The 13,304-nt window shown below is 68.5% G+C and carries 14 protein-coding genes; 4 read left to right on the top strand and 10 right to left on the bottom strand.

What is annotated here, in order from left to right; all coding sequences use genetic code 11:
• Positions 1–20 precede the first annotated feature (20 nt).
• From BM004_RS00610 to BM004_RS00565, 10 genes are all read right to left on the bottom strand, one after another.
• On the bottom strand, positions 21–731 hold the full coding sequence (locus BM004_RS00610) for an ABC transporter ATP-binding protein (RefSeq protein WP_093126455.1): 711 nt from the start codon (positions 729–731) through the stop codon (positions 21–23).
• Entirely contained in the window at positions 728–1,498 is a 771-nt protein-coding gene (locus BM004_RS00605) for an ABC transporter ATP-binding protein (protein WP_093210629.1), read from the bottom strand. Before BM004_RS00605 ends, BM004_RS00610 begins: the two co-directional genes overlap by 4 nt.
• Entirely contained in the window at positions 1,491–2,471 is a 981-nt protein-coding gene (locus tag BM004_RS00600) for a branched-chain amino acid ABC transporter permease (RefSeq protein ID WP_177206289.1), read from the bottom strand. Before BM004_RS00600 ends, BM004_RS00605 begins: the two co-directional genes overlap by 8 nt.
• Positions 2,468–3,340: a branched-chain amino acid ABC transporter permease gene (locus BM004_RS00595; protein ID WP_093126463.1), complete on the bottom strand. Its 873-nt coding sequence runs from the start codon at positions 3,338–3,340 to the stop codon at positions 2,468–2,470. The genes BM004_RS00600 and BM004_RS00595 overlap by 4 nt, the downstream gene beginning before the upstream one ends.
• A gap of 145 nt (positions 3,341–3,485) precedes the next feature.
• A complete protein-coding gene (locus tag BM004_RS00590; protein WP_093210627.1) occupies positions 3,486–4,688 on the bottom strand; it encodes an ABC transporter substrate-binding protein in 1,203 nt (400 codons plus the stop codon).
• Positions 4,689–4,709: 21 nt separating this feature from the next.
• Positions 4,710–5,492 carry a GntR family transcriptional regulator gene (locus tag BM004_RS00585; RefSeq protein ID WP_093126845.1) on the bottom strand — a complete coding sequence of 261 codons (783 nt, stop codon included), beginning with the start codon at positions 5,490–5,492 and terminating at the stop codon, positions 4,710–4,712.
• The gene (locus BM004_RS00580) at positions 5,449–6,399 is read right to left on the bottom strand and encodes an AraC family transcriptional regulator (protein ID WP_093210624.1); all 951 of its coding nucleotides are present in this window, start codon (positions 6,397–6,399) and stop codon (positions 5,449–5,451) included. The genes BM004_RS00585 and BM004_RS00580 overlap by 44 nt, the downstream gene beginning before the upstream one ends.
• A gap of 21 nt (positions 6,400–6,420) precedes the next feature.
• Positions 6,421–7,269 (bottom strand): fumarylacetoacetate hydrolase family protein, encoded by an 849-nt coding sequence (locus BM004_RS00575; RefSeq protein ID WP_093126471.1) that lies wholly within the window; start codon positions 7,267–7,269, stop codon positions 6,421–6,423.
• Between the two features lie 27 nt (positions 7,270–7,296).
• Positions 7,297–8,052: an SDR family NAD(P)-dependent oxidoreductase gene (locus BM004_RS00570; RefSeq protein WP_093210622.1), complete on the bottom strand. Its 756-nt coding sequence runs from the start codon at positions 8,050–8,052 to the stop codon at positions 7,297–7,299.
• On the bottom strand, positions 8,049–8,783 hold the full coding sequence (locus BM004_RS00565; protein ID WP_093210620.1) for an SDR family oxidoreductase: 735 nt from the start codon (positions 8,781–8,783) through the stop codon (positions 8,049–8,051). The genes BM004_RS00570 and BM004_RS00565 overlap by 4 nt, the downstream gene beginning before the upstream one ends.
• 146 nt (positions 8,784–8,929) lie before the next feature.
• Here BM004_RS00565 and BM004_RS00560 point away from each other — a divergent pair, with 146 nt between their 5' ends.
• The 4 genes from BM004_RS00560 to BM004_RS00545 all read left to right on the top strand — a co-directional run bounded on the left by BM004_RS00560 (position 8,930) and on the right by BM004_RS00545 (position 13,302).
• A complete protein-coding gene (locus BM004_RS00560) occupies positions 8,930–9,670 on the top strand; it encodes a FadR/GntR family transcriptional regulator (protein ID WP_093210618.1) in 741 nt (246 codons plus the stop codon).
• Positions 9,671–9,756: 86 nt separating this feature from the next.
• Positions 9,757–11,283 (top strand): UxaA family hydrolase, encoded by a 1,527-nt coding sequence (locus tag BM004_RS00555; protein WP_093126478.1) that lies wholly within the window; start codon positions 9,757–9,759, stop codon positions 11,281–11,283.
• A gap of 21 nt (positions 11,284–11,304) precedes the next feature.
• Positions 11,305–12,237, top strand: a complete 933-nt coding sequence (locus tag BM004_RS00550) for an SMP-30/gluconolactonase/LRE family protein (RefSeq protein WP_093210616.1) — start codon at positions 11,305–11,307, stop codon at positions 12,235–12,237.
• 3 nt (positions 12,238–12,240) lie between these two features.
• On the top strand, positions 12,241–13,302 hold the full coding sequence (locus tag BM004_RS00545) for a malate/lactate/ureidoglycolate dehydrogenase (RefSeq protein WP_093210614.1): 1,062 nt from the start codon (positions 12,241–12,243) through the stop codon (positions 13,300–13,302).
• Positions 13,303–13,304: the final 2 nt, after the last annotated feature.

Raw genomic sequence — 13,304 nt, 5'->3', positions numbered from 1 at the left:
CTCGTTGTTCTTGCGGGGGCTCAGAGCCCCAGGTAGGCGCGCCGCAGTTCGTCGCTGCCCAGCAGCGCGTCGGGCTTGCCCGAGAAGCGCACGCTGCCGTTCTCCAGCACGTAGGCGCGGTCGGCGATCTCCAGCGACTGGCCCACGTTCTGCTCGACCAGCAGCACCGCGAGGCCGCCGTCGCGCAGCTCGCGGATGAGCGTGAACATCTCTTCCACCAGCAGCGGCGAGAGGCCCAGCGACGGCTCGTCGAGGATCAGCAGCACGGGCTCGGCCATGAGCCCGCGCGCGATGGCCAGCATCTGCTGCTCGCCGCCGCTCATGGTGCCGGCGTGCTGCGCCATGCGCTCGCGCAGCCGCGGGAAGATGTGGAACATCTTCTCGACGTTGGCCGCGCGCCGCTCGCGGGCGCGGGTGAAGGAGCCGAGCTCCAGGTTCTCGAGCACGCTGAGGTTGGGGAACACCTTGCGGCCCTCGGGCACCTGGATCAGGCCGGCCTTGACCACGTCGCGGTAGTGCGCGCCGGTCAGGTCCTTGCCGTCGAAGCGCACGCTGCCGCGCCACGTGGGCGTGAGGCCGCAGACCATCTTGTTGAGCGTCGACTTGCCCGCGCCGTTGCTGCCGAGCAGCGCGACCATCTCGCCGGCGTTCACCTGCAGGTCGACGCCGCGAAGCACTTCCACGCGGCCGTAGCCGCCGCGCAGGCCTTGAATGTCCAGCAGCGCGCTCATGCCGAGGCTCCCACGTTGCCGGCCGCGGCCTTGCGCAAGCGCGCCGCCGTGCCGTGGCCCAGGTAAGCCTCGACGACGCGGTCGTCGGAGGTCACCTGCGACGGGTTGCCCTGTGCAATCAGCTGGCCCTGCGCCAGCACCCACACGTGCTCGGCCAGGTTCATCACGGCCTGCATCACGTGTTCGATCATCAGCACGGTCACGCCGCTGTCGGCGATGCCGCGCACCACCGGCATCATCTCGGCGATCTCCTGCGGGTTGAGGCCTGCGAGCACTTCGTCGAGCAGCAGCAGGCGGGGCCGCGTGGCGAGCGCGCGGGCGAGTTCGAGGCGCTTGCGGCCGGCCACGGTGAGGTCGGACGCGGGCTTGTCGAGTTGCGGCGCCAGGCCCACGCGCTGCGCCACGGCCTCGGCGCTGGCCAGGGCCTCGGCGCGGTTGCGCACATGCAGGTGCGCGCCCACGGCGATGTTCTCGCGCACGGTCTGCGCGGCGAAGGGCTTCACGATCTGGAAGGTGCGCGTCATGCCGAGCACGGCGTTGCGGTGCGGCTCGCGCCCGGTGATGTCCTGGCCGGCGAAGCGCACCGTGCCGGCATCGGGCTTGAGGAAGCCCGACATCAGCGCGAACAGCGTGGTCTTGCCCGCGCCGTTGGGGCCGATCAGCGCGGTGAGGCTGCCCTCCTTCACGGCCAGGCTCACGTTCTGCACGGCCTTCAGGCCGCCGAAGGAGCGCGAGATGCCGTCGAGTGTCAGAAGAGGCTCAGTCATTCTTGGCTCCCTTCGCGTTCCACAGCTGCCGCACGGAGAGCCCCAGGCCCGCGACGCCGCGCGGCAGGAAGATCACGATGAGCACGAGCACCGTGCCGTAGATGACCATGTTGATGCCCGGCAGCTCGCCGAACAGGTTGCGCGTGAAGTCCGACAGCAGGTGCAGCACCGCCGCGCCCAGCACCGGGCCCCACAGCGTGCCCATGCCGCCCACGATGGCCGCGACCAGCGCCTCCACCGAGGTGACCGAGCCGTAGGCAATGCCCGCGTCGATGTACTGGAACACCTGCACGTAGAACGCACCGGCCGCGCCCATGAAGGCCGCCGACAGGCCGATGGCCGCGAGCTTGACGCGGAACGGGTTCACGCCCACGGCGCGCGCGGCGTCCTCGTTGTCGCGCACGGCCTGCAGGTAGGCGCCGAAGCGGCCGTTGCGCAGCCACCAGGTCACGAGCAGCGCCACCACGACCATCGCCAGCACGACCCACAGGTAGCCGGCGCGCGAGGCGAACTGCATGTTGCCCACCGATTCGCGCAGCGGCACCATCAGGCCCACGCCGCCGCCCGTGAAGGGCACCGAGGTCGCGAGAATGCGGAACACCTCCGCGAAGGCCAGCGTGACGAGCGCGAAGTACGAACCCTTGAGGCCGTAGCGGAAGGTGAGCGCACCGACGAACAGGCCCACCACCGCGCTGCCGGCGATGGCCAGCGGCAGCGCCACCCAGGCGTTGATGCCGCCCTGCAATTGCGCGATGGCCTGGATGTAGGCGCCGGTGCCGAAGAACAGCGCATGCCCGAAAGAGAACTGCCCGCCGAAGCCGCCGAGGATGTTCCAGGCCTGCGCGATGAGCGTGGCGTACAGCGCCATCATCACGAAGTTGAGCATCACGCCCGACTGGGTCATGAACGGCACGCAGCCGATGACGACCGCGAAGAGCGCAATGCCCGCAAGTTGCTTCATGCCTGCGTTCATGCTTTCGCTCCGAACATGCCCTGCGGGCGGAACAGCACGACGCCGATGAAGATCGCGAAGATGCCCAACTGGCCGAGCGACTCGCCCAGGTACAGGCCGCCGATCGACTCCACCACCCCGATCAGGAAGCCGCCGATGAGTGCGCCCACGAAGCTGCCCATGCCGCCCAGCACCACGATGGTGAAGGCCACCAGCACGAAGCCGCCGCCCACCTGCGGGTTGACGTAGTACGCGGGCAGCAGGAAGCAGGCCGCCGCGCCCAGGCACGCCAGGCCGATGCCGAAGCTCATGGCGTACACATGGTCCACGTCGATGCCCATGAGCTTGGCGCCCTCCTTCTCCTTGGCCACCGCGCGGATGGCGCGGCCCAGGTCGGTGCGGCCCATGATCCAGAACAGCACGCCCGACACCACCAGCGCACCGGCGAAGGCAACGAGCTTGGGCACCGCGATCATGGCCGGGCCGATGGCCACGGTGCTCAGCGAGTAGGCGGTGTCGATGCTGCGCGTGTCCGACTTGAAGAACAGCAGCGCCAGGTTCTCCATGACGATGGCGATGCCCAGCGTGGCCAGCAGGATGTTCTCGTCCTTGCCGTGGCCGGCCTTGTTGATGACGATGCGCTGCAGCGCGTAGCCGAGCGCGAACATGCCGACGATGGCGATGGGAAGCGCCAGGTACGGGTCGATGCCGAAGCGTTCCTTGAGGAAGTACACGGCGTACAGCGCCAGCATCAGGCTGGCGCCGTGGGCGAAGTTGATGATGTGCAGCACGCCGTAGATCAGCGTGAGGCCCACGGCGATCAGCGCGTACACGGCGCCTGTCGTCAGGCCGTTGAGCACCGACGGAAAGAGGATGTTGATGTCTGGCATGGGCTGGCGGGTGCTGGGCTGCTTGTCTCTTCGTGCATGTTCTTCAGGGGCGTGCGACTCCACCGGACTCCGGGCAGACTCGGAATCCGTCGAAGCGCTTCATGGGTGTTGCCTTGTTGCGGCCTGGCGGCTTGGTGGCCTGGCTTCAGGCCTTGAGCGGGAAGACCGGGTCGACCTCGCGGTAGTCGCGCGGAATGATCACCTTGATGTCGTTCTTCACCACCTGCGTCATCAGCGGCTGCGCGCCCTCGTTCTGGCCGTTGACGAACCTGGTGGGGCCGTACGGCATGATGTGATTGGAGAAGGTGCTCTTCTCCAGCGCGTCGATGATGGCGGCACGCTCGGTGGACTTGGCGCGCTCGATGGCATCGGCCAGCAGCCACATCGAGGTGTAGGTCATGAAGACCTCGTAGCTGAAGAACTGGCCCTTGGCCTCCACGCGCTTGCGCAGTTCCTGCGAGCGCTTGTCCTTCGGGTTGAACCAGTGGTTGCAGTCGATGATGCCGTTGGCCGCGTCCGGAAATTCCTTCACGAACTTGTAGCTCGACGCGGCGCCGCCCAGCACCGAGAAGATGGCCTTGGGCACCACCTTCTGCTGCTGCATGGTGCGCACCAGCAGCGCGTACTCGTTGTAGTAGTTGGCGGGAATCACGATGTCGGGGTTGACCGACTTCATGCGCAGCACGATGTTGTTGAAGTCGCGCGTGGGGTTGGCGTGCTTCACCACTTCCTTCACGTCGAAGCCGTAGCCCGGCAGTTCGCGCGAGAGCAGCTGCGCGGTGCCGGCTCCGAAGAGCGACTCCTCGTGGACGATCATCACGGTCTTGGCGGGGCTGCCGGCGGCCTTGTTGAGCACCAGCAGGTTGGCCATGGCCACCTCGGTCGACTTCTTGTAGCCGGGGCCGAAGCGGAAGGTGTTCTTCAGGCCGCGCTCGACGATCTGGTCGGCCACGCCCACGTCGACCACGTGCGGCAGGTTGTACTTGGCCGCGGCCTGCGTGGTGGCCAGGCAGATGGCCGAGGCGAAGGCGCCCACGATGGCCGACACGCCGGCCTCGTTCATCTTCTCGACCTCGGCCGCGCCGGCCTGCGGCTGCGATTGCGCATCGCCCAGCAGGGCCTCGAGCTTCGCGCCGCCCAGCGACTTGATGCCGCCGGCCGCGTTGATGTCCTCGATGGCCATCAGCGCGCCGAGGCGGCATTGCTGGCCCGAGTAGGCCAGGGCCCCGGTGACCGGGTGCAGCACGCCGACCTTGACGGTCTTGGGCTGCGCGCCGGCCACGAGCGGGAAGGCGACGGCGGTGGCCAGGGCGGCGGACTGCGACACGAAACGGCGGCGGTTCTGCATGGGGCTTTCCTTTTTTTCTCTTCAGTTGAACTGGGCTGACACGTCTTTGCTGACCCACACCTTGGCGTCGATGCTGCCCACGCGGGAGAGCTGCATTTCGTAGGTGTAGCGGTCGGGGCGGTAGAAGCCGTGCAGCCACTGCACGGGCCGCTCGTCTTCGTCGTAGATCAGGCGGCGCACCGCGAGCAGGGCCGAGCCGACGGACACGTCCAGGTGCTGTGCAAGCACGTTGTCGGCCAGCCGCGCGGAGATGGTCTGGTGCGCGCGCCCCACCTTGACGCCCGACTCCTCGAGCAGCACCAGGATGGGCTTCTTCGACAGCTCGCGGCGGCCGAAGCGGCGCGCGATGGTGTCGGGCACGTAGGTGGTGATGTGCGAGAGCGGGCCTTCCTTGGTGGAACGCACGCGCACGGCCTTCTGCACCGCATCGCCGAGCTTGAGCTCCAGCGCCTCGGCCACCTGGGTGGAGGCGGTGATGGTCGCCACCTCGATCACCTTGACCGAGGTGTGCAGGCCCATGGTGACCAGGTTCTCGAGCAGGCCGCGCAGGTTGGCGCGTTCCATGCTTTTGGTGCCGGGGCCCTCGCCGCTCACGGGTGGCGGCAGCGCGCGCGTGCGGCGGCCGGGGTTGCGCTCGATCAGGCCTTCGGACGCCAGCTGTTCCAGCGCGCGCCGCACGGTGACGCGCGCCACGCTGAACTGCGCCATCAGCGCGAGTTCGCCGGGCAGTCCTTCCGCGAAACGGCCTTCGTGCAGTTGCTCACGCAGCACCAGATAGATCTGGTGGTATTTCGGCAAAGGCATTTGCGACATGCCTTCGATGGTTTTGCAGTTTCAATGTTCTGTCAATGGGACATTTAAAACCGCGGGCCATGCCGCGTTGCCAGGCACCGGGTGTAAACCCGAAGTGGCGCGCGAAGATGCGCGTCATGTGGCTCTGGTCGGCGAAGCCGCTGGCGGCGGCCGCATCGGCGAGGCCGGCGCCGCGGCGGATCAGCGCGCGGGCGCGTTCGGCGCGCTGCAGCAGCAGCCACGCGTGGGGCGGCACGCCGTAGGCTTTCTCGAAGCGGCGCAGCGCCTGGTACTTGCTGAGGCCGGCCATGGCGGCGAGCTCGTCGAGCGTGGGCGCATCGAGCAGGTCGTCGGCCATGCGCTCGCGCAGCCGGCGCACGTCGCCACCGATCTCGCGCACCGGCGCTGCGGTCGAATGGCCTTCGAGCAGCAGGCCGCAGACCTCGGCCAGGGATTCTTCGCAGGCGAGCGCTTCGGCCCTTGCGGCTTCTCGCGAAGTGGCGGACACGGTGGCATGCCATGCGTCGAGGCGGGCGAACAACTCGCGCAGCGCGTGGCACAAGCGCGCGTCCCGCAGCACGGGGCGCGTGAACTCGACGCTGTCGCCCGCCGCGCCGCCGCGCATGCTCGCCAGCACGGCCACGTCGAAATACACCATGCGCCAACGCCGCGACGGGCCACCCAGCGGGCGGCCGTCGTGCACTTCTGCAGGGTTGGTGGTGATCAGGTCACCCGCATAGGCATCGACCTTGCCCCGGCCGCTGGCCGAGCTTTGCGCGCCGTGCTCGAGCAGGCCGACGCCGTAGGTCGCATGCCAGTGCCGGCCGTAGTGGCGGGCACTGTCGATCGCGGTGCCGTGCACGCCCTCCCAGGGCGTGCCGAACACGTGCGATCGATGGTCGTCCGGCGGCGCTTTCATCCGCCGGATGATCGCAGAGGATCAGAGCTTGAAGGGAACCACTTCCTGGCGTTGCTCGCCCAGGCCTTCGATGCCCAGCGTCATGACATCGCCCTTCTTCAGGAACAGCGGCGGCTTCATGCCCATGCCCACGCCCGGCGGGGTGCCGGTGGTGATGACGTCACCGGGCATCAGCGTCATGAACTGACTCACGTAGCTCACGATCTTGGCCACGCTGAATATCATGGTCTTGGTGCTGCCGGTCTGCACGCGCTGGCCGTTCAGGTCGAGCCACATCGCGAGCTTCTGCGGGTTTTCGATCTCGTCGCGCGTCACCAGCCAGGGGCCCAGCGGGCCGAAGGTGTCGCAGCCCTTGCCCTTGTCCCAGGTGCCGCCGCGCTCGATCTGGTACTCGCGCTCGCTGATGTCGTTGATGGTGCAGTAGCCGGCCACGTAGTCGAGCGCGCTCTTTTGCGACACGTAGCGTGCGCGCGTGCCGATGACCACGCCCAGCTCGACCTCCCAGTCGGACTTGACCGAACCCTTGGGCAGCATCACCGGGTCGTTCGGGCCCTGGATGCAGCTGTTGGCCTTCATGAAGACCACGGGTTCCTTGGGCACCGGCAGGCCCGACTCGGCCGCGTGGTCCGCGTAGTTCAGGCCGATGGCGATGAACTTGCCGACGTTGGCAACCGGGCTGCCCAGGCGCGGCTTGCCCTTGACCAGCGGCAGCTTGTCGAGCTTGGTCTTGCGCAGCTTGGCGATGGCGGCGTCGCCCAGCTGGTCGGGACCGATGTCCTTGACGATGGCGCTCAGGTCGCGCAGCTTGCCGTCGTTGTCGATGAGGCCGGGCTTTTCCTTGCCGGGGTTGCCGTAGCGGACGAGTTTCATGCTTTCCTTTCAGTGCATTGAATTGGATTAATACGTGGAGCGGCCGCCCGAAAGATCGAACACGGCACCGGTGGAGAACGAACAATCTTCGGTGCAGAGCCAGCCCACCATGGCGGCCACCTCTTCCACCGTGCCGAAGCGGCCCATGGGAATCTTCGAGAGCATGAAGGCGATGTGATCGGGCGTCATCTGGTCGAAGATGGCCGTCTTCACCGCCGCGGGCGTCACGCAGTTCACGCGGATGCCGGTGTCGGCCAGCTCCTTGCCCAGCGATTTGGTGAGGCCGATGACGGCCGCCTTGCTCGCGCTGTAGGCGCTGGCGTTGGGGTTGCCCTCTTTCCCCGCGACCGAGGCGATATTGACGATGCGGCCGTACCCATGGCTGTCTTGCTTGCGCATCTGCGCGACCACCTCGCGGCAGCACAGGAACACGCCGTTGATGTTGACGTCCATCACCTGGCGCCAGTCGTCCACCGGGTAGTCCCACAGTTTGGTGTTGGGGCCGGTGATGCCGGCGCTGTTGACCAGCGCGTCGATGCGCGGCGCATGCGCCAGCGTGGCGGCCACCGCCTCGGCAACCGAGGGCTGCTGCGACACATCGACCTTCAGCGCGAAGGCCTTGCCGCCCAGCGACTGCGCGGCCTTGACGGCCGCATCTTCGTCGCGGTCCCACAGCGTGACGCTGCCGCCCGAGGCCACGAGCCGCTGCGCAATGCCGAAGCCCAGCCCCGTGGCGCCGCCGGTGACGACGGCGTGGCGGCCACTGAAGTCGAGCTGGTTCATATGGTGATGCCGCCGTCGACCGTGAAGGCCTGGCCGGTGGCGAAGACCGATTCGTCGCTGGCCAGGAACACCACCACCGGCGCGATCTCCTCGGCCTGCGCGAGCCGGCCCATGGGCTGGCGCGCGATGAAGGCCTGGCGCGCGGCGTCGGGGTCGGCGTTGGCGTTGATGCGGTCGCCCAGCGAGGGCGTGTCGACGGTGCCGGGGCACACCGCGTTGCAGCGGATGCCGCGGGCCACGTAGTCGGCCGCCACGCTCTTCGTGAGGCCGAGCACGGCCGCCTTGGTGGTGCCGTAGACGAAGCGGTTGGGCAGGCCCTTCATGCTGGAGCACACGCTCGCCATGTTGATGATGCTGCCGCGCCCGGCCGCCAGCATGCCGGGCAGCACGGCCTGGATGGTCCACATCTGCGCGCGCACGTTGAGGCTGAAGGCGAACAGCAGGTCGTCGTCGCTGGCCTGCTCGATGGTGCCGTTGTGCACCACGCCCGCGCAGTTGAAAAGAATGTCGAGCGCGGGCAGTTGGGCCACCAGCGCGCCGATGGCGGCCTTGTCGAGCACGTCGAGCTTGAGCGCGGTGACGTTGGGCATGCCGTCGTAGCGCGCGAGCAGCTTCTCGTTGACGTCGGTGGCCCACACCTGCGCGCCCTCGGCGGCCATGGCGAGCACGCTGGCGTGGCCGATGCCCTGCCCTGCGGCGGTGACCAGTGCGGTCTTTCCCTTCAATCTCATCGGGGTCTCCTCGGAATTCCTCGGGTTAGGCCCGATGGTGGCGCGGGCGGTGTGTCGTATTCTGAATTGGCCTTACCACTTGTCCAATTCAGGACAACCCTTAAGCCTGCGCACTCCTCGCAACCTTCAGCCGCCCTTTTTCAGCCGTGCCGATCCAGACCCTCGAACCCCAACGCCTCTACCGCCAGATTGCCGAGCAACTGCGCGTGCTCATCGGCAAGGGCGAGTTCGCGGTGGGCGCGCGCATTCCCGCCGAGCGCGACCTGGCCAAGCAGCTGGGCGTGAGCCGGCCGTCGGTGCGCGAGGCGCTGATCGCGCTGGAGGTCGAGGGCTGGGTGGAGATCCGCACCGGCTCGGGCGTGTACGTGCTCGACCGCTCGCACCGCACCGCACCGCCCGTAACACCCGCAACATCCGCGACGTCCGCCAACGGGGCGGGCGCCGAATGGGGTCCGCTGGAGATCATTCGCGCGCGCCGGCTGGTCGAAGGCGAGACCGCCGCCACCGCCGCGCAGCACGGCAAGCGCAAGGACGTGGACGCCATGCGCCGCGCGATCCGCATGATGCGCGAGCACGCCGCGCGCAACGAGGTGCCGCACGAAGGCGACCGCGCCTTCCACCTGGCCGTCGTCAACGCCTGCGACAACGTGGTGCTGACCGAGACGGTGCAGGGCTTCTGGGAGTCGCGGCAAGGGCCGATCTTCGCGCGGATGATCGATTACTTCGAGACCATGGACTCGTGGCAGGCCGCCATCGGCGAGCACGAAGCCATCCTCGACGCCATTGCCGCGCGCGACCCGGCGGCGGCGCGCGACGCCATGCACCAGCACATGGACAAGTTCCACCAGAGATTCAGCGCGAGCTGGCGCCGCACCAAGGCGGCTTGAAAAAGCCGCGCGCCCACTCGCTTCACATGCACACAAGTCAGCCTCAAAGCCAGCCTCATAGCCAGCCTCACAGCCAGCCAATCACCATGACGCCCTACATCCGACTCCACCCCGCCGACGACGTCGTCATCGCGCGCTCGCAACTGCTCGGCGGCACCGTCGTCGAGGACGTGGCCGTGCGCGGCCTGATCCCGCCGGGCCACAAGATCGCGATGCGCGCCATCGCGCAGGGCGAGCCGGTGCGCCGCTACAACCAGATCATCGGCTTCGCGAGCAAGCCCATCGCCGCGGGCGAGCACGTGCACACGCAGAACCTGAACATGGGCCCGGACAAGGGAGACTTCGAGCGCGACTACGCCTTCGGCGCCGACGTGAAGCCCGCGCCCGCCAAGCGCGAGGCCACCTTCATGGGCATCCGGCGCGCCGACGGCCGCGTGGCCACGCGCAACTACATCGGCGTGCTGACCAGCGTGAACTGCTCGGCCACGGCCGCGCGCGCCATTGCCGACCACTTCTCGCGCAAGACCAACCCGCAGGCGCTGGCCGACTACCCGAACGTCGACGGCATCGTGGCGCTCACGCACGGCACGGGCTGCGGCATGGACACCGAGGGCATGGGCATGCAGATCCTGGAGCGCACGCTCACGGGCTATGCCACGCACCCGAACTTCGCGGGCGTGCTGGTGGTGGGCCTGGGCTGCGAGGCCAACCAGATCAACGCCTGGCTCGCGACCGGCCACCTGGCCGAGGGCGAGAACTTCCGCACCTTCAACATCCAGGACACGGGCGGCACGCGCAAGACGGTGGACAAGGGCGTGGCGCTCATCAACGAAATGCTGCCGCGCGCCAACGCGGTGAAGCGCGAGCCCTGCAGCGCGGCGCACATCACCATCGGGCTGCAGTGCGGCGGCTCCGACGGCTACTCGGGCATCAGCGCCAACCCGGCGCTGGGCGCGGCGGTCGACCTGCTGGTGGCGCACGGGGGCACGGCCATCCTGAGCGAAACGCCCGAGGTGTACGGCGCGGAGCACCTGCTGACGCGCCGCGCGGTGAAGCGCGAGGTGGGCCAGAAGCTGGTGGACCGCATCAAGTGGTGGGAGCATTACACCGAGATCAACCAGGGCGAGATGAACAACAACCCCTCGCCGGGCAACAAGGCGGGCGGCCTCACCACCATCCTTGAAAAGTCGTTGGGTGCGGTGGCCAAGGGCGGCACCAGCAACCTGGAGGCGGTGTACGAATACGCGGAACCCGTGACCGCGCACGGCTTCGTCTACATGGACACGCCCGGCTACGACCCGGTGAGCGCCACGGGCCAGGTGGCCGGCGGCGCCAACCTGATCTGCTTCACCACGGGGCGCGGCTCGGCCTACGGCTGCGCGCCCTCGCCCTCGCTCAAGCTCGCGACCAACTCGGCGCTGTGGCAGCGGCAGGAAGAAGACATGGACATCAACTGCGGCGAGATCGTGGACGGCACGGCGTCGATCCAGGAGATGGGCCAGCGCATCTTCGAGCTGGTGCTGGCCACGGCGTCGGGCGCGCACTCGAAGAGCGAGCAGCACGGCTACGGCCAGAACGAGTTCGTGCCCTGGCAGGTCGGCGCGGTGATGTAACCCCAACCCTCAAGGACCCGCATGAGTTCCCTCCCCTTCGGCTTCCTGGAAGGCACCGGCTTCGAGCACCTGGACCCGCGCTTCAAGCGCTGCATTCCCGGCCCCGAGCGCGTGCAGCGCCTGTGGACCGGCGCGCGCTGGTGCGAGGGCCCGGCGTGGTTCGGCGCGCACCGCACGCTGGTGTGGTCGGACATCCCGAACAACCGCATGCTGCGCTACGACGAGGTGAACGGCACGGTCGGCGTGTTCCGCGAGCCGGCCGACAACACCAACGGCCACACGGTCGACCGCGAGGGCCGTCTCGTGAGCTGCGAGCACCTCACGCGCCGCGTGACGCGCACCGGGCACGACGGCACGGTCACCGTGCTGGCCTCGCACTGGCAGGGCAAGCGGCTGAACTCGCCGAACGACGTGGTGGTGCACTCGAACGGCGACGTGTGGTTCACCGACCCGAGCTACGGCATCCTGTCGGACTACGAAGGCCTGCGCGCCGACAGCGAGATCGGCGCCTGCCATGTCTACCGCGTCGATGCCGAGAGCGGCGAGGTCGTGCGCATGGCCGACGACTTCGTGAAGCCCAACGGGCTGGCGTTCTCGCCCGACGAGTCGCTGCTGTACATCGCCGACACCGGCGCGAGCCATGCGGCGGACGGGCCGCGGCACATCCGCAGGTTCAAGGTGGGCGCCGATGGCCGCAGCCTGAGCGGCGGCGAGGTGTTCGCCGAATGCACCAACGGGTTGTTCGACGGTTTCCGGCTCGACACCGAAGGCCGCATCTGGACCAGCGCCGCGGACGGCGTGCACGCCTACCACCCCGACGGCACGCTGCTGGGCAAGATCCTCGTGCCGGAGCGCGTGGCCAACGTGTGCTTCGGCGGGCCGAAGCGCAACCGTCTTTTCATCTGTGCGACGTCGTCGCTCTATGCCATCACCTTGAACGCGAAGGGAGTCTGATCCATGTCCAGAACACTGCCGGCCGACAGCCTGCAAACCAATGTCGCCCGCATCCTCGAAGCCGCGGGCAGCACGCCGGCCGAGGCGCAGCAGGTCGCGGCCAACCTCGTGCTGGCCAACCTCAGCGGCCACGATTCGCACGGCGTGGGCATGCTGCCGCGCTACATCGACGCCGTGGCCGAAGGCGGCCTGAAGCCCAACGCCGCCGTGCGCGTGAACCTCGACATCGGCACGCTGATGGGCCTGGACGGCCAGAACGGCTACGGGCAGATCGTGGGCGTGCAGGCCATGGAGCTCGGCATTGCGCGCGCCAAGCAGCACGGCAGCTGCATCTTCACGCTCTCGCACGCGCACCACCTGGGACGCATCGGCCACTTCGCAGAAATGGCGACTGCGCAGGGGCTGGTGTCGATGCACTTCGTCAACGTGCTGTCGCGGCCGGTGGTCGCGCCCTGGGGCGGCGGCGACGGGCGCTTCGGCACCAACCCGTGCTGCATCGGCATTCCGCTGGCGGGCGCCGAGCCCTTCGTGCTCGACTACGCCACCAGTCGCGTGGCGCAGGGAAAGATGCGCGTGGCGCACAACAAGGGCGAGTGCGTGCCCGACGGCTACCTGATCGACGAGAACGGCGCGCCGACCAACGACCCGGGCGTGGTGGTGGTGCCGCAGGGCAACGGCCTCTTCGGCGCGCTCATGACCTTCGGCGAGCACAAGGGCTACGGCATGGCGGTGGCGTGCGAGCTGCTGGGCGGCGCGCTGACCGGTGGCGGCACCTGGCACCGGCCGGCGGACACGGCGCGCACCGTGCTCAACGGCATGCTGACCGTGCTGATCGACCCCGAGCGGCTGGGCACGCAGAAATCGTTCGACGAAGAAGCGCGGGAGTTCGTCGACTGGCTGCGCCAGAGCCCGCCCGGACAGGGCTTCGACGGCGTGCAGCTGGCGGGCGAGCCGGAGCGCAAGGCGCGCGCGGCACGGCGCAAGGACGGGATCTGGGTGGACGACGCGACGTGGGGGGAGATTGTTGCGGCGGGGGGCAAGGTGGGGGTGCAGGTCACGGCCTGACC

The organism is Variovorax sp. OK212, from assembly GCF_900112425.1.
In the GTDB taxonomy this organism is placed as follows: domain Bacteria; phylum Pseudomonadota; class Gammaproteobacteria; order Burkholderiales; family Burkholderiaceae_C; genus Variovorax.
This window is presented reverse-complemented; position numbering and strand designations above follow the sequence as displayed.